We start from the raw sequence: 15,193 nt of genomic DNA, 5'->3' as shown, positions 1-15,193 counted from the left end.
GCTCCCCGGATCGGCGGCGGCCGCGCATCCCGATGGTCTGCGCGGCCGCTCAAAGGGCGCGCTCGCCGGGTATTCACCCAGCTCGCGATCAGGATACTCCAATTCCCCCAAGACGACTATAATAGTCGTTTCCGTAGCGAACGACCCGAAGGTTGTGGAGGTGATCTTGCATGATCACTTCCCGCCAGGTGCGGGCCGCTCGCGCACTTCTTGGCTGGACACAGGAGACGCTCGCCGAGAAGGCCATTATTGCTCTGACCGCGCTGAAGCGGCTGGAATCGGAGAGTTATAAGCCGGTGAACGACAATACCCGGCATCAGGTGATGAAGGCGCTTGAGGCGGCGGGGATTGTCTTCCTCGATTCGGATCGAGGCCGAGGCGTGTTGCTCGTGACCGATTCAAGTCCCGAACAGCGCAAGTAGCCGGCAACGGAGCGGGTCCGACTGTTCGCGCAGTATCAGAGGGCCATAGCAAAGACGGTGCGATTACTTCGATCCATTATGGTGTATAGGCGATGAATCAGCAGGCGCAGGGGGCTATGGCTGAAAGCGGAACGAGGCGATGGCAATAGCCGCTTTCGAGGATCGCGCCCCGGACGCGCCCCATGTCACCGACTATGATGAGCATCATCATCGGACCTATTGGCGACTGCTCGATGCGGCCGACGAAAATGCCGACTGGCGCGAAGCCGTTCGCATCATCTTCGGGATCGACCCTGCCGCCGAACCGGAACGCGCCCGCTCCGTCTATGACTCGCATCTCGCCCGCGCGCGCTGGATGACCGCGACCGGCTATCGCCACTATCTGCGCCCGCCGCCGAACTGAGAGCGGCCCCGGAACACGCGCAGCGGTGCGTATAATCCCTTCAAAATGCTGACTTGAATCCGCTATGCGGCCGCCTGCCCGGCAGGGCTTCTCGGCAACGGCGGCGGTGAGAACATCTTCCAACGCGCCCCGCAGAGGGCCATGCTTGGGAGGGTTACGATGCCGCCTGAGAGGGACTGGCGCGCGCCCCTGAACGAGACCGGGGACGACGCGCTGCAATATACGGACATCGCCATCGGCTATCTCGGCCGCAATACCCGCTATCGCGCCGAATACCAGCGCGCGCTCGGCCGCGTGAAACGTGGCGCGATCTCCGCCGACGACGCTACCGCCGCCCTGGTGGATCGCTGGGGGATCAGCTACCACGCCGCGCCCGGCGCGGCCTTCGACCGCAAGCTGGCGGTCGCGCGCCCCGACCTCTCGCCGGCGAGCATCATCCTCGCGCCCGCGGTCGCCGGCATCGGCGCCGGCCCGCTCGACTTGGCGGCGCTGGGCGACATTCGCGCCCGGATCAGGATGGGCGACGTCCTGCATGTCATCCTCGCCGATCCCGATGGCGATGAGCATCTGTGCGTGTGCGGATCACGTCACGACGCGATGGCCTTGATGGTGCCGATCGAACCCGCCCCCTTCGCGCGCCTCGCATCGGCCGAGCGCCTGTGCCGCCGCCTCAGCGGCATGGCGGCCGGCCCGCCGGCGCTACGCCCGCCGCCCTTCCGGCGCGAACATCTCCTCACCCTGCTGCAAGTGCTCGACGGTCGCCGCGCGGGCGCCAGCCAGCGAGAGCTGGCCGCCTCGCTGATCCACCCCAAGGTCCGTCACTACACGCCTACCGAATGGACGGACAGCGCGGAACGCAAGTGCATCAGACGCTGGCTCAAGGAAGCCGTCGAGCTGCGCGACGGCGGTTACATCCGGTTGCTGCGGGGCGGCTGAGGGGGACATTGGCGACCCGGTCGCCCGCGTCCCCTTCTCCACATAGGGGGCATTTCGCCATCATTCCCTCCTGTCCGCCGGACCCCTTTTTCGGGGCCGGCCGTCACCAGGAGGATCATCATGGCCGAGCTTGTCGCCGCCACAACGCCACGCTATCTCAAGACGCCCGACGCGGCGATCCACCTCGGCCTCTCGGCCCGCACGCTGGAAAAGCATCGCTGCTACGGCACCGGCCCCGTGTTCCGCAGGCTCGGCGGTCGGATCGTCTATGCGATCGACGATCTCGACGCCTGGGCCGCGCTCGGCACCCGCCGGTCCACGTCCGATCCGGGCAGCGGCGTCGTCCATCCCGCCAAGCGCCTGCCCACCGATTGCGTGCGCCGCTGAGCACCGATGCCCACCGCACGCTCCCTTTCCGGCCGGTCGAGCGCCGAGCGCACGCAGCTTGAACTGTTCCGCTCGGTCCCCGGCGACCTTGCGGCCCGCGACGCCCAGAACTTGATGGCCTGGCCGTTCTTCTCGCTCGCCAAGGCCCGCCGCACCGCGCCCATCGACTTCCGCGTGGGCGCGACATGGATCTCGGTCGAGGCCGTGCCCGAGCACGGCATGGCGACTATTTGGGACGCCGACGTGCTGATCTGGGCGGCGAGCCAGCTCATCGAGGCGCGCGACGCCGGACGGCCGACCTCGCGCCTGATGGTGACGACGCCGCACGAGATACTGGCGTTCACCCGGCGCGGCACCGGCAAGGCGAGCTACGAGCGGCTGAAGGCCGCGCTCGACCGCCTGCAATCCACGACCGTCGCCACTTCGATCCGGCAGCAGCACCAGCGCCGCCGCCATCGTTTCTCATGGATCAACGAATGGCGCGAGCTGGCGGACAGTAACGGCCGTGCGCTCGGTATCGAGCTGATCCTGCCCGACTGGTTCTATGCCGGCGTGCTCGACCGCGCGCTCGTGCTGACCATCGACCGCGCCTATTTCGACCTCACGGGCGGGCTTGAACGCTGGCTCTACCGCATCGTGCGCAAGCATGGCGGGCGGCAGGAAGGCGGCTGGAGCTTCGACGTTCCGCACCTCTACCTGAAATCCGGCGTGCTCTCGCCGCTGCGCCGGTTCGCGTTCGAGCTGCGCGCCATCGTCGCGCGCCAACCGCTCCCCGGCTACGTCCTCACGCTTGAACATGCGCTCGGCCGCGACCGGCTCAACTTCACCCCTATCCCCGTCGATCCGTTCGACGCGGCCATGCGCCGTGTCGGCCTCAAGCCTGTGGAGAACTGGCCATGAGGCTCGGACTATCGGGAACGGCCGGATTCGGACGATCGGGAACGCGAGACTCGGACTTTCGGGAACGCGCGGTCCTCGCAAACCCGCAGAAATCCTCGCGGAATCGGCCCCCTTCTAACGATGCTAATAGAAAAGAATCCTTCGGATTCTTGCTAACGGCGCGCGCGGCTCTGGACGCCGCTGCCAGTCAGCACGCGCGGCACACCCCCGGAGACCTCCCATGATCGATGACCGGCCCCCGGCCGTGCGCGGCAGCGGCGCATTCAGCGCGCTCGCCCGCGACGGCCTCACCCATGTCGAACTGACCTGGATCGAGAAGAAGCTGGAGCACTGGATACGCTTCGGCCGCATCGCCCAGGACCGCATCCTGACGCGCCGAACCCGCGTCGTCGGCTTCCGTCCGGGCGCCGTCTTCGCGTTCGTGCGCTGGGCGGCCAACGACTTCGGCACGATCGTCTCGCGCATCGACGTGGTGCGCGCGGTCGCGGCCAACGAAGCCTACACGACGCTGCCGTTCGTGCGGCCGGGCGGCGACATCCTGCTCAAGATCGAGGGCTGGCCCAAGGTTAGCCAAGTGCTCGCCGCGATCGACGCGGTGGAAGCGGCCGGCGTCGATCCCTGCGATGCGGCTGCCGACCATTGGCGGCACGTCCACAACCGCATCGCCGCCGGCCAGCAGCCGCGCCTCTACACGATCGAGCGCCATCACGCCTGGCTCAAGCGCCGGGAGATCGAAGAATGACGCGCCGTCGCTATGCCATCGCGACGGCTATCACTGCGTCCGCCTTCGCCACGGCCTTCGTCGCCATCGCCGTCGCCGATCCGCTCCCGCGCGTCATCTGGAACGCCAGCGCCAGCGCGCCGATCGGGCTCTATCGCATCCATCCCGATCGCGATCCAAAACTGGGCGATCTGGTCGCTGTCGCGCCGCCCGAGCGACTTTCCCGCTGGCTTTCGGCGCGCGGTTATTTGCCCGAGGGCGTGCCGCTCCTGAAGCATGTCGCCGCGAAGACCGGACAGCGCGTGTGCCGCATTGGTGCTGTGGTGAGCGTCGATGGCCAGTTCGTCGCCAGCGCCCGCGCGCGTGACGGGCGGGGCCGCCCGCTGCCGGTCTGGCGAGGTTGCCGCACGCTGCAACCGGGCGAGCTGCTGCTGCTCAATCCCGCCCATCCCGACAGTCTGGACGGTCGCTACTTCGGCCCGCTGCCGGCCTCCGCCGTCATCGGACGCGCCACGTCGCTCTGGCTGCGCGCGCCCTCCCCAACCCCTTCAACCCCCAAAGCCAAGGAGATCGGCCATGCAAACCAACATCTTTGAATCCACCGCCGACGGCTATGCCGGCCGCGTTCGGCTGTTCGGCATCAACGAAGCGATCGTGCTTGTCGCGCTCGATCCGAGCGACGCCGAAAATGCGCCCGATTACCGCGTCCACCTCGACGACGAGGACGGCCCCGAAGTCGGCGGCGCGTGGAAACGGGTCGGCGAACGCGCCGGTGACTACATCGCGCTTGAGATCGACAGCCCGCTATTTGGATCGCCGTTCCGGCCGGTGCTGTTCCGCGCCGATGATGATGGCCGGACGTTCCGGTTGTCGTGGAAGCGACCCAAGCCGCGCGATGATCGGAGTTGATCGGTGCTGTCCCCGATCATCCCTTTGTTCGCGGAAAGGCCGTCTCATCCCTCCGTCCCGCTCGGTCACAGGCCGGCCGGCGCGCGCAGCGAAGGTCAAGGGCGGCCCCCGGCCGGCGCATCGCGCGCACCCTTTGCCGGAGCGAGCACGCTGGCAGGCTGGCGGCGGAGCGGGGGCGGGTCGCCCGCCATGCTCGCGGTCCTGCTGCTGCTCTTGCCGGGCGCTGCGCCTGTCGCCGCGCTGGCGCAGTATGCGCCCGCCGAACGATCGGCCGCGCGCCATCCCTATGCTGTCCATGTCGCCGACGCAGCCCAGCACTTCGGCATCCCCGAGCGCTGGATATGGGCTGTCATGCGCGTCGAGAGCAACGGCGACTCCCGCGCGATATCGTCGGCCGGAGCGATGGGCCTGATGCAGATCATGCCCGGCACCTGGGCGGGCCTCCGCGCACGCCACGGGCTGGGGAATGATCCCTATGACGTGCGCGACAACATCATGGCGGGCGCGGCCTATCTGCGGGCGATGCACGACCGCTATGGCAATGCGACGGCGATGCTGGCGGCCTACAATGCCGGGCCGGGCCGCTACGACGAATATCTGTCGCGCGGTCGCCCGCTGCCCACCGAAACGCTCGCCTATCTCGCAAAGCTGGCGGCGATCATCGGCAGTTCGGGCGACAGTCAGCTTGCCGCCGCGCCGCCATCCGATCCCTTCGCATGGCGTCGTGCCGCGCTGTTCGCGGTGCGACCGGGGGCGCTTTCGACCGCGCAACCGGCTGCCGACCGGACGGGATCCGATGCGCAGCCGGAGCGACCGTCCGCCGACCACGCCGAGCTTGTGCTGGCCGACGCGCCCGCGCCATCCAACGGCCTGTTCGTCCCCCTTTCCGGGCGTTCTCCGCCATGAGCAGCTCTTGCGCTCTATGGCGTGTTCCCTCGCAGCCTCTCGCAGCGCCGGACGGGTGCAAGGCTCTGTTTTTGAAGGGGAAGGCTGGAGGGCAAGATAAAGGGCGGCAATGTGCGGAGCCCTTGCGCCTCGGTTGTGGCCTTGATTCTCAAGGCTTTCGGGCATTGCTGCGCAATGTGTGCGGAAATCCCGCACTGTGCGGCGCAGGGCCGAAGCCCGTCGCCATAAGGGTTTGCCGCACATTGCGGCCTGTCGCGCCATGAGCGGCGACGACGATTTCCGTATTCGGCCTGGTCGCATCCGCTCGCGAGGAAGCCAGCGGGCGTTGCCGATCATCGTCCAGGCGCTCGCCGCCGCGCAGAGGGCCGGCGGTCATGTCTCGCGCCGTGGCCGCATCGTCGCGCCGGGCCGCTCGACCTTCGGCCGGGGCCGCGTGGCGAGCGTGCGCGCCACCCACCGGCTCGGGCACCGATCGCGCCAGGTTATCGTCAAGGCGCGCGTCGTCCGGCACGGCGGCCGCGCCTCCCTCGCCGCCCATCTCAATTACCTGCAACGCGATGGCGTCACGCGCGACGGCGAAAAGGGCGTGTTGTTCGGCGCGGAGGCGGACGGCCTCGACCGCAACGAGTTCGCGGCGCGCTGCGAGGACGACCGCCACCATTTCAGGTTCATCGTCTCGCCTGAGGACGCTGAGCAGATGCGCGACCTCAAGGGCTTCACCCGCGAGCTGATGACGCGGATGGAAAAGGATCTCGGCACCCGCCTGGACTGGCGAGCGGTCGAGCATTGGAACACCGATAACCCGCACGTCCACATCATCGTGCGCGGCGTCGCCGAGGACGGGCAGAACCTCGTCATCTCGCGCGACTATATCCGCGAGGGGATGCGGGCGCAGGCGCGCGAGATCGTCACCCAGGAACTCGGCCCGCGCACCGACCTCGAAATCCGGCAATCGCTGGAGCGGCAGGTCGATGCCGAACGCTGGACCGAGATCGACCGCGACTTGTCGCGGACGATGCAGCGCGACGGCGTGATCGACATGGCGCCCGAACCCGGCGTCCGGCCGGACGGCGACCATGTGCTGAGGACGGGCCGACTGCGCAAGCTGGAGGGGCTCGGCCTCGCCAACGAGATCGCGCCCGGCCAGTGGACGCTGGCGGACAACGCCCAGGCCGCGCTGCGCGAGCTGGGCGAGCGCGACGACATCATCAAGCGGATGCACAAGGCGATGAGCGACCGCGGCATCGACCGGGGCGCCGGCAGCTACGTCCTTGACGCCGATCCGGCTCAGCCCGTTGTCGGCAGGCTGGTCGATCGCGGCCTGCATGACGAGCTGACCGGCAAAGCCTATGCGATCGTGGACGGGATCGATGGCCGCACCCACCATGTCCAGCTTCCCGACATCGAGGCGACCGGCGATTGCCGGCCCGGCGCGATCGTCGAGCTGCGCCGCTTCGAGGACCGGAAGGGCCGGCAGCGGGTGGCGCTGGCCGTGCGCTCCGACATGGACATCGAGGCGCAGGTTCGCGCGCCGGGGGCGACCTGGCTCGACCGGCGCAACCTGTCGAGCGATGGCCATGATCTCGGCGGCGGCTTCGGGTCTGAGGTGCGCGCCGCGATGGAGGCCCGCGCCGAGCATCTCGCCGACGAGGGGCTCGCGCGGCGGCAGGGCCAGCGCATCATCTTCGCGCGCAACCTACTCGACACGCTCCGCCGCCGCGAGCTGGACGAAGCCGCCAAGGACTTGTCAGCCGAGGTCGGCCTGCCGCACGCGCCGTCCACGGCCGGGGAGTATGTCGCGGGCACCGTGCGTCAGCGCATCACGCTCGCCTCGGGCCGCTTCGCCATGATCGACAACGGCCTGAGCTTCCAGCTTGTGCCCTGGTCTCCCTCGCTCGACCGCCAGATCGGCAAGCACATCTCCGGCGTCATGCGCGCGGGCGGCGGCGTCGATTGGTCGTTCGGTCGCGGGCGGGGGCTGGGCCTCTAAGGGCAGATCACACGCGCTGCATCAATCCGATGGTGCAGCGCATCGCCGTTGACCACGAGTGCGCAGAGAGTCGGGCCGTGGTCCGGCTATCGTGTGAATATTCGTCCAATAACGCCGATCGCGCTCGGAAATATAATGGGCCAAACTACGCTACTCCCTGTCTTTCTACGCTAGACTTTCCTCCATAATAACGGTGACTTGATTTGGTATCCGACCCGCATCGACTTCGATGCCATGTCGGCAACCAAAATCCTTTGGGGTCAGGTCTTCGCGGTCTTCCTGATCGTGCTCGCCGCCCTGTGGACCGCGACGCAATGGACGGCCGCGGCGCTCGCCTATCAGCCCGAGCTTGGGGCGCCGTGGTTCATGCTCGGCGATTGGCCGATCTATCCGCCGCCGGCCTTCTTCTGGTGGTGGTTCTCCTTCGACGCCTATGCGCCGGAGATATTCCAGACCGGCGCGTTCATCGCCGTGTCGGGCGGGTTCGCCGCGATCGTCGTCGCCATCGGCATGTCGGTCTGGCGTGCGCGCGAGTTGAAGAACGCCGAGACCTATGGCTCGGCGCGCTGGGCGACGCGCGGGGAGATCGCCGCCGCCGGGCTGACGGGCGGCAGCGGCGTCATGCTCGGTCGGCTTGGGCGCGACTATCTGCGCCACGACGGTCCCGAGCATGTGTTGTGCTTCGCGCCGACACGGAGCGGCAAAGGGGTCGGCCTCGTGGTGCCGACGCTGCTCACCTGGCCGGGCTCGGCGATCGTGCATGATATCAAAGGCGAGAACTGGCAGCTCACCGCCGGCTTTCGCGCCCAGCACGCGCGGGTGCTGCTGTTCGATCCGACCAATGGCGCGTCGGCCGCCTACAACCCGCTGCTCGAAATCCGCAAGGGCGCCTGGGAAGTGCGCGACGTGCAGAACGTCGCCGACGTGCTCGTGGACCCGGAAGGATCGCTCGAGAAGCGCAACCATTGGGAAAAGACCTCCCATGCCTTGCTGGTCGGCACGATCCTCCATGTCCTCTACGCGGAGGCCGACAAGACGCTGGCGGGTGTCGCCGCCTTCCTGTCCGATCCCCGCCGGCCGATCGAAAGCACGCTATGGGCGATGATGACGACGCCGCATTTGGGCGAGGCGGGCGTCCATCCCGTCGTCGCCTCGGCCGCGCGCGAGCTGCTCAACAAATCGGCCAACGAGCGATCGGGCGTGCTCTCGACCGCCATGTCGTTCCTCGGCCTCTATCGCGATCCCGTCGTCGCGCAGGTCACGCGCACCTGCGAGTGGCGCATAAAGGATCTGGTCGAGGGCGAGCTGCCGGTGACGCTCTACCTCGTCGTGCCACCGTCCGACATCTCGCGCACCAAGCCGCTCATTCGCCTCATCCTCAACCAGATTGGCCGCCGGCTGACCGAGGACTTGAAGGCGCGGCAGTCGCGCCACCGGCTGCTCCTGATGCTCGACGAGTTTCCCGCGCTGGGGCGGCTCGACTTCTTCGAGAGCGCGCTGGCGTTCATGGCCGGCTACGGCATCCAGAGCTTCCTCATCGCCCAGAGCCTCAATCAGATTGAGAAGGCTTACGGACCGAACAACGCGATCCTCGACAATTGCCATGTGCGCGTGTCGTTCGCCACCAACGACGAGCGCACCGCCAAGCGCATATCGGACGCACTCGGCACCGCGACCGAGATGCGGGCGATGAAGAATTACGCCGGGCACAGGTTGAGCCCCTGGCTCGGGCATTTGATGGTCTCGCGTTCCGAGACCGCCCGCCAGCTCCTCACCCCCGGCGAGATCATGCAGCTCCCGCCCGACGACGAGATCGTCATGGTCGCGGGCATCCCGCCGATCCGCGCGAAGAAGGTCCGCTACTTCAAGGACCGGAGGTTCACGCAGCGGGTGATGTCGCCGCCCGACAGCAATGTCGGAGGCGGCCCGCCGCGCCCCGACGACTGGAGCGGCCTGCCGCCGATCGAGGCGCCACCGATGCCCGAACCGATCGAGCATGAATCTCCCAAGAAGCCGAAGAAGAAAAAGGCCGCCAAGAAGGCGGATGCTGAGGACGACGCCGCGAACGCGGACCTGCGCCGCGAGCCGGCGCTGGAGCGCCATATCGACATTGCGCCCACGCCCAGGCCCGCGCCCGCCAATGAGTTCGAGCTGGACGAGCCCGAGCCCGATAGCGACGCGGCGCGGCAGGCGACGGTGCGCCGCCAGATGCAGCGCGCGGCCCGGCAGGCGTCGCTCGATCCCGGTGATGGCATCGAGCTATGACCACGAAGACGCCGCTGTCGGTCTATCTCGACCCGGAGCTGATGCGCGCGCTCGCCGCCTATGCCGATCGGAGGGACAAGTCCCGCTCGCTGATCGCCGAGGCGGCCATCGCATCCTTCCTGTCGCCCGACGCCGATGAGCAGCGCGAGGCCGCCATCGCCAAGCGGCTCGACAAGCTGGACCGGCGCATCACCCGCCTGGAGCGCGACACGGGTATCAGCGTCGAGATGATCGCGCTGTTCGTGCGCTTCTGGCTGTCGAACACCCCGCCGCCGCCCGAGAGCGAGCGAGCCGCGATGCGTCGCCAGGGCGGCGACCGCTACGACGCCTTCATGGATGCGCTGGGCCGCCGACTCGCGAAAGGCCCGAAGGTCAGACAAGAAATTGGCGAGGACTTTCCGCCTCAAGAAGAATGAACTGACTACGCCAGTTCTTGTATCTCTACGCCAGACTACGACGCCCGCATTTACTTGTTGAAGCACGGTCTTTTCTGTCTCTCTTGATGTGCCCCTGACGCCGGGCGGCGGTTCGCCCGGCCCTCATCAGGGGCTTTTTCTTGACCGTCCACCCAATCCGTTCCGAGGCGAAATCACGCGGCGCGCGGATGCTGCGCACGGCGCTGGGACCGTCGATCGCGGCCTGGCTCGACGATGCCGCCGTCATCGAGGTGATGCTGAACCCGGACGGCCGGCTGTGGGTCGATCGGCTTGGCGAAGGCATCAGCGATACCGGCATGACGTTGGCCGCCGCTGACGGCGAGCGCATCGTCCGCCTGGTCGCGCACCATGTCGGCGTCGAGGTTCACGCCCGGTCCCCGCGCGTCTCGGCCGAGTTGCCGGAAGGGGGCGAGCGGTTCGAGGGGCTGCTGCCGCCCGTCGTCGCTGCGCCGGCCTTCGCGATCCGCAAGCCCGCCGTCGCCGTGTTCACGCTCGACGACTATGCGGCGGCCGGAATCATGTCGGCGGCCGAGGCGGCGGCGCTGCGCGATGGCGTGCAGACACGCGCCAACATCCTCGTCGCGGGCGGGACCGGCAGCGGCAAGACCACGCTGGTCAACGCGCTCCTGGCCGAAGTCGCCAAGACCACCGACCGCATCGTCCTGATCGAAGACACCCGCGAGCTGCAATGCGCCGCGCCCAACCTCGTCGCCATGCGGACGAAGGACGGCGTGGTGTCGCTGTCCGAGCTGGTGCGCTCGTCGCTGCGCCTACGCCCCGACCGCATCCCCATTGGCGAGGTGCGCGGCACCGAGGCGCTCGACCTCATCAAAGCCTGGGGCACCGGCCACCCCGGCGGGGTCGGCACGATCCACGCCGGGACCGCGCTGGGCGCGCTGCGCCGCATGGAGCAGCTCATCCAGGAGGCCGTCGTCACGGTCCCGCGCGCGCTGCTGGCCGAGACCATCGACCTGATCGCCGTGCTGGTTCGCGACGGGCACGGGCGCCGGCTGACCGAGCTGGCCCGCGTCGCCGGGCTCGACCCCGCGACCGGCGACTACCGCCTCGCCCCGCTCACCACCCCCCAGCCCGGAGACCTGCCATGACCAAGGACATCAAGCCTATCAGCGCTACAAAGCGCCGCCTGCTCGGCGGCACCATGCTCGACCGCATGGGCCACGCCGCGATCACCGCCGCCGGCCTGCTCTACGCGCTCCCCGCACATGCGGGCGGTTCGTCGATGCCGTGGGAAGCGCCGCTCCAGTCGATTCTCGAAAGCATCGAAGGGCCGGTGGCGAAGATTGTCGCGGTCATCATCATCATAGTGACCGGCCTGACGCTGGCGTTCGGCGATACGAGCGGCGGCTTTCGCCGCCTCATCCAGATCGTCTTCGGCCTGTCGATCGCGTTCGCCGCGTCCAGCTTCTTCCTGTCGTTCTTCTCGTTCGGCGGCGGGGCGCTGATCGCATGACCAGCACGGCCGATCCCGTCGAGCCGATCGCGGGCTTCTTTGCCCCGGTGCATCGGGCGCTGACCGAGCCGATCCTGCTCGGCGGCGCCCCTCGCTCGCTAGCCATCGTCAACGGCACGCTGGCGGGCGCGATCGGCCTCGGACTGCGGCTCTGGATCGCCGGTCTCGCCATCTGGGCCATCGGCCATGCGCTCTCGGTATGGGCCGCGCGCCGCGATCCGCAGTTCGTGGACGTGGCCCGCCGCCACCTCCGCTATCCGGCGTGGATGCGGCCATGATGAGCCTGCGCGAATACAGGAATCGCGCCTCCCACCTGGCCGACTTCCTGCCCTGGGCCGCGCTGGTCGGCGAAGGCGTCGTTCTCAACAAGGACGGATCGTTCCAGCGCACAGCGCGCTTTCGCGGCCCCGATCTCGACAGCGCCACGCCCGCCGAGCTGGTCGCCACCACGGCGCGGCTCAACAACGCGCTCCGCCGCCTGGGCTCGGGCTGGGCGATCTTCGTCGAGGCGCAGCGCACGCCCGCGCTCGACTACCCGGAATCGGAGTTTCCCGATCCGGTCTCGGCGCTCGTGGACATGGAGCGGCGCGAACAGTTCCGCGAGGAGGGCGCGCATTTCGAGAGCGCCTATTATCTGACGCTGCTGTGGATGCCGCCGGCCGAGGAAGCCGCGCGGGCCGAAGGCTGGCTCTACGAGGGCCGGTCCACCAGCGGCGTCGATCCGTGGGAGCTGCTCAAGGGCTTCACGGATCGCAGCGACCGCGTTCTCAATCTGGTCGAAGGCTTCGTGCCCGAGGTCCGCTGGCTCGATGACGGCGAGACGCTGACCTACCTGCACAGCACCATCTCTACCCGGCACCAGCGGGTGCGTGTCCCCGAGACGCCGATGCACCTGGACGCGCTGCTCGCCGACGAGCCGCTGACCGGCGGGCTCGAACCGCGCCTGGGCGACCATCATCTGCGCACGCTGACGATCACGGGATTCCCGAGCGTCACCTTTCCCGGCCTGCTCGACGAGCTGAACCGGCTCGCCTTCGAGTATCGCTGGGCGACCCGCGCGATCATGCTCGACAAGACCGACGCGACCAAGCTGCTGACCCGCATCCGCCGCCAGTGGTTCGCCAAGCGTAAATCGGTCGCGGCGATCCTTAAGGAAGTGATGACCAACGAGGCGTCCACGCTGCTCGACAGCGACGCCTCCAACAAAGCCGCCGACGCCGACATCGCCCTACAGGAGCTGGGCTCCGACTATGCCGGCATGGCCTACGTCACCGCGACGGTGACGGTATGGGATCGCGATCCCGCCATCGCCGCCGAGAAGCTGCGGCTGGTCGAGAAGGTCATTCAGGGCCGCGACTTCACCGTCATCCCCGAGGGCATGAACGCGATCGAGGCATGGTTGGGGTCTCTGCCCGGTCACACCTACGCCAACGTCCGCCAGCCCCCGATCTCCACGATCAATCTCGCCCACCTGATCCCCCTGTCAGCGGTATGGGCGGGGCCGGAACGGGACGAGCACTTCGGACAACCCCCCTTGCTCTACGGCAGGACCGAAGGCTCGACCCCGTTCCGGTTTTCCCTTCACCCTGACGGCAGCGATGTCGGGCACACGCTGATCGTCGGCCCGACCGGCGCGGGCAAGTCCGTCCTGCTCGCCCTCATGGCGATGCAGTTCCGCCGCTACGAGAAGGCCCAGGTCTTCGCCTTCGACTTCGGCGGCTCGATTCGCGCCGCCGCGCTGGCGACCGGCGGAGACTGGCAGGATCTCGGCGGCGGGCTCTCCGACGACAGCGACGGCGGCGTCCAGTTGCAGCCGCTCGCCCGCATCGACGATCCGGCCGAACGCGCCTGGGCCGCCGAATGGCTGGCGGCGATCCTCGCGAGCGAAGGCGTCGCCGTCGATCCCCAGGCCAAGGAGCATATCTGGTCGGCGCTGGGTTCGCTTGCCAGCGCGCCGATGCCGGAACGCACGCTGACAGGGCTCGCGGTCCTGTTGCAGAGCCAGCAGCTCAAGCAGGCGCTCGCGCCCTATTGCATCGGCGGGCCGTGGGGTCGGCTGCTCGACGCTGAGGCCGAGCGGCTGGGCGAAGCCGACATGCAGGCGTTCGAGACCGAGGGGCTGGTCGGGGCCGGCTCGGCGGCCGCGGTGCTCTCCTATCTGTTCCACCGCATCGAGGGCCGGCTGGACGGCTCGCCGACGCTCATCATCATCGACGAAGGCTGGCTGGTCCTCGACAGTCCGGACTTCGCCGCGCAGCTCCGCGAATGGCTGAAGACCCTGCGCAAGCGCAACGCCAGCGTCGTCTTCGCGACGCAGAGCCTCGCCGACATCGAGACGTCGAGCATCGCGCCGGCCATCATCGAGAGCTGCCCGACGCGCATCTTCCTGCCGAACGAGCGCGCGGCCGAGCCGCAGATCGCGGCCATCTACGAGAGGTTCGGTCTCAACGCCCGGCAGATCGAAATCCTCAGCCGGGCCACGCCCAAGAGGGATTATTACTGTCAAAGCAGGCGCGGCAATCGCCTGTTCGAGCTGGGGCTGGGTGAGGTCGCGCTGACCTTCGCCGCCGCGTCGTCGAAAACCGACCAGCTCGCCATCGCCGACATCATCGAAACCCACGGGGCGCCCGCCTTCGCGGCCGAATGGCTGCGCCATCGCGGCTGCGCCTGGGCTGTCGAGCTTCTTCCCCCCGATCCCCCACGCCAACCCCAGCAGGAGTTACCTCTATGACCCGCTTCCCCCTGCGCCGCGCCATCCTGGCCGGCGTCCTCGCCAGCGCGGCCGTCGTGCCGATGATCGCGCCCATGCCGGCCTACGCGCAGTTCGGCGGCATCGTCTATGACCCGACCAACTACGCGCAGAACGTGCTGACCGCCGCGCGGTCGCTCCAGCAGATCAACAATCAGATCCAGCAAATCCAGAACCAGGCGACGAGCCTCATCAACGAGGCGCGCAACCTGACCTCGCTGCCGTTCAGCTCGCTCCAGCAGCTCCAGCAGCAGGTGCAGCGCACCCAGCAGCTTCTGAGCGAGGCGCAGCGCATCGCCTACGACGTGCAGGACATCCAGCAGGCGTTCAGCGGCCGCTACAGGGGCGCGGCGCTGACCGGCGATCACGCGCAGATGGTCGCCAATGCGAACGCCCGCTGGGAGGATAGCGTCGGCGCCTTTCAGGATGCCTTGCAGGTGCAGGCCGGCGTCGTCGGCAACATCGAAGGCACGCGCACGACGATGGACAGCCTGGTCTCGGCCAGCCAGTCGGCGACGGGCGCGCTCCAGGCGGCGCAGGCGGGCAACCAGCTCCTTGCGCTGCAATCGCAGCAGCTCGCGGACCTCACCGCCGCCGTCGCGGCGCAGGGCCGGGCGCAGGCGCTGCAATCCGCCCGCCAGGCGGCCGAGGAAGCCGAAGGGCGCGAGCGGTTCCGCCGCTTCATGGGCAACTGAGA

Annotated in this window: 17 protein-coding genes; all 17 read left to right on the top strand. The window is 68.4% G+C overall.

All coding sequences use genetic code 11. The annotated features are described in order from the left end of the window. Positions 1-170: 170 nt before the first annotated feature. The 17 genes from OVY29_RS15735 (at position 171) to trbJ (ending at position 15,191) form a co-directional block, all read left to right on the top strand. Positions 171-422, top strand: a complete 252-nt coding sequence (locus OVY29_RS15735; protein ID WP_066549555.1) for a multiprotein-bridging factor 1 family protein — start codon at positions 171-173, stop codon at positions 420-422. A gap of 139 nt (positions 423-561) precedes the next feature. Beyond that, positions 562-825 (top strand): DNA -binding domain-containing protein, encoded by a 264-nt coding sequence (locus OVY29_RS15730; RefSeq protein WP_066549553.1) that lies wholly within the window; start codon positions 562-564, stop codon positions 823-825. Positions 826-984: 159 nt separating this feature from the next. Next, entirely contained in the window at positions 985-1,761 is a 777-nt protein-coding gene (locus OVY29_RS15725) for a DUF2285 domain-containing protein (protein ID WP_119081683.1), read from the top strand. Between the two features lie 120 nt (positions 1,762-1,881). Further along, a complete protein-coding gene (locus tag OVY29_RS15720; RefSeq protein WP_066549548.1) occupies positions 1,882-2,148 on the top strand; it encodes a helix-turn-helix transcriptional regulator in 267 nt (88 codons plus the stop codon). A 6-nt stretch (positions 2,149-2,154) separates the two neighbouring features. Continuing rightward, positions 2,155-3,048, top strand: a complete 894-nt coding sequence (locus OVY29_RS15715; protein ID WP_119081684.1) for a replication initiator protein A — start codon at positions 2,155-2,157, stop codon at positions 3,046-3,048. Positions 3,049-3,268: 220 nt separating this feature from the next. Beyond that, the gene (locus tag OVY29_RS15710) at positions 3,269-3,790 is read left to right on the top strand and encodes a DUF2840 domain-containing protein (protein ID WP_119081687.1); all 522 of its coding nucleotides are present in this window, start codon (positions 3,269-3,271) and stop codon (positions 3,788-3,790) included. After that, positions 3,787-4,365, top strand: a complete 579-nt coding sequence (locus OVY29_RS15705) for a S26 family signal peptidase (RefSeq protein WP_066549541.1) — start codon at positions 3,787-3,789, stop codon at positions 4,363-4,365. Before OVY29_RS15710 ends, OVY29_RS15705 begins: the two co-directional genes overlap by 4 nt. Beyond that, the gene (locus tag OVY29_RS15700) at positions 4,346-4,678 is read left to right on the top strand and encodes a DUF736 domain-containing protein (protein WP_066549539.1); all 333 of its coding nucleotides are present in this window, start codon (positions 4,346-4,348) and stop codon (positions 4,676-4,678) included. Before OVY29_RS15705 ends, OVY29_RS15700 begins: the two co-directional genes overlap by 20 nt. A gap of 189 nt (positions 4,679-4,867) precedes the next feature. Next, entirely contained in the window at positions 4,868-5,584 is a 717-nt protein-coding gene (locus tag OVY29_RS15695) for a lytic transglycosylase domain-containing protein (RefSeq protein ID WP_231727511.1), read from the top strand. A gap of 259 nt (positions 5,585-5,843) precedes the next feature. Then, entirely contained in the window at positions 5,844-7,574 is a 1,731-nt protein-coding gene (locus tag OVY29_RS15690; protein ID WP_119081689.1) for a relaxase/mobilization nuclease domain-containing protein, read from the top strand. A 234-nt stretch (positions 7,575-7,808) separates the two neighbouring features. After that, positions 7,809-9,839 carry a conjugal transfer protein TraG gene (locus OVY29_RS15685; RefSeq protein WP_119084400.1) on the top strand — a complete coding sequence of 677 codons (2,031 nt, stop codon included), beginning with the start codon at positions 7,809-7,811 and terminating at the stop codon, positions 9,837-9,839. Next, positions 9,836-10,255, top strand: a complete 420-nt coding sequence (locus OVY29_RS15680; protein WP_119081691.1) for a CopG family ribbon-helix-helix protein — start codon at positions 9,836-9,838, stop codon at positions 10,253-10,255. The genes OVY29_RS15685 and OVY29_RS15680 overlap by 4 nt, the downstream gene beginning before the upstream one ends. A 140-nt stretch (positions 10,256-10,395) precedes the next feature. After that, complete coding sequence (trbB, locus tag OVY29_RS15675) at positions 10,396-11,382, top strand: P-type conjugative transfer ATPase TrbB (protein ID WP_119081693.1); 987 nt, start codon at positions 10,396-10,398, stop codon at positions 11,380-11,382. Continuing rightward, positions 11,379-11,747 carry a TrbC/VirB2 family protein gene (locus OVY29_RS15670; protein WP_197714466.1) on the top strand — a complete coding sequence of 123 codons (369 nt, stop codon included), beginning with the start codon at positions 11,379-11,381 and terminating at the stop codon, positions 11,745-11,747. Before trbB ends, OVY29_RS15670 begins: the two co-directional genes overlap by 4 nt. Then, positions 11,744-12,025, top strand: a complete 282-nt coding sequence (locus OVY29_RS15665; RefSeq protein ID WP_119081694.1) for a VirB3 family type IV secretion system protein — start codon at positions 11,744-11,746, stop codon at positions 12,023-12,025. The genes OVY29_RS15670 and OVY29_RS15665 overlap by 4 nt, the downstream gene beginning before the upstream one ends. Next, positions 12,022-14,478 carry a conjugal transfer protein TrbE gene (trbE, locus tag OVY29_RS15660; RefSeq protein WP_119084401.1) on the top strand — a complete coding sequence of 819 codons (2,457 nt, stop codon included), beginning with the start codon at positions 12,022-12,024 and terminating at the stop codon, positions 14,476-14,478. The genes OVY29_RS15665 and trbE overlap by 4 nt, the downstream gene beginning before the upstream one ends. Next, positions 14,475-15,191, top strand: a complete 717-nt coding sequence (gene trbJ / locus OVY29_RS15655) for a P-type conjugative transfer protein TrbJ (protein WP_119081696.1) — start codon at positions 14,475-14,477, stop codon at positions 15,189-15,191. The genes trbE and trbJ overlap by 4 nt, the downstream gene beginning before the upstream one ends. Positions 15,192-15,193 lie beyond the last annotated feature (2 nt).

Source organism: Sphingopyxis sp. SE2 (assembly GCF_032227185.1).
GTDB lineage: Bacteria > Pseudomonadota > Alphaproteobacteria > Sphingomonadales > Sphingomonadaceae > Sphingopyxis.
This window is presented reverse-complemented; position numbering and strand designations above follow the sequence as displayed.

Coding starts and splice junctions, on each gene's coding strand:
- OVY29_RS15730 (WP_066549553.1), top strand. CDS start 562: ATGGCAATAGCCGCTTTCGAGGATCGCGCCCCGGACGCGCCCCATGTC.
- OVY29_RS15725 (WP_119081683.1), top strand. CDS start 985: ATGCCGCCTGAGAGGGACTGGCGCGCGCCCCTGAACGAGACCGGGGAC.
- OVY29_RS15670 (WP_197714466.1), top strand. CDS start 11,379: ATGACCAAGGACATCAAGCCTATCAGCGCTACAAAGCGCCGCCTGCTC.
- OVY29_RS15705 (WP_066549541.1), top strand. CDS start 3,787: ATGACGCGCCGTCGCTATGCCATCGCGACGGCTATCACTGCGTCCGCC.
- OVY29_RS15665 (WP_119081694.1), top strand. CDS start 11,744: ATGACCAGCACGGCCGATCCCGTCGAGCCGATCGCGGGCTTCTTTGCC.
- OVY29_RS15700 (WP_066549539.1), top strand. CDS start 4,346: ATGCAAACCAACATCTTTGAATCCACCGCCGACGGCTATGCCGGCCGC.
- OVY29_RS15710 (WP_119081687.1), top strand. CDS start 3,269: ATGATCGATGACCGGCCCCCGGCCGTGCGCGGCAGCGGCGCATTCAGC.
- trbE (WP_119084401.1), top strand. CDS start 12,022: ATGATGAGCCTGCGCGAATACAGGAATCGCGCCTCCCACCTGGCCGAC.
- OVY29_RS15720 (WP_066549548.1), top strand. CDS start 1,882: ATGGCCGAGCTTGTCGCCGCCACAACGCCACGCTATCTCAAGACGCCC.
- OVY29_RS15735 (WP_066549555.1), top strand. CDS start 171: ATGATCACTTCCCGCCAGGTGCGGGCCGCTCGCGCACTTCTTGGCTGG.
- trbJ (WP_119081696.1), top strand. CDS start 14,475: ATGACCCGCTTCCCCCTGCGCCGCGCCATCCTGGCCGGCGTCCTCGCC.
- OVY29_RS15690 (WP_119081689.1), top strand. CDS start 5,844: ATGAGCGGCGACGACGATTTCCGTATTCGGCCTGGTCGCATCCGCTCG.
- OVY29_RS15680 (WP_119081691.1), top strand. CDS start 9,836: ATGACCACGAAGACGCCGCTGTCGGTCTATCTCGACCCGGAGCTGATG.
- OVY29_RS15715 (WP_119081684.1), top strand. CDS start 2,155: ATGCCCACCGCACGCTCCCTTTCCGGCCGGTCGAGCGCCGAGCGCACG.
- OVY29_RS15685 (WP_119084400.1), top strand. CDS start 7,809: ATGTCGGCAACCAAAATCCTTTGGGGTCAGGTCTTCGCGGTCTTCCTG.
- OVY29_RS15695 (WP_231727511.1), top strand. CDS start 4,868: ATGCTCGCGGTCCTGCTGCTGCTCTTGCCGGGCGCTGCGCCTGTCGCC.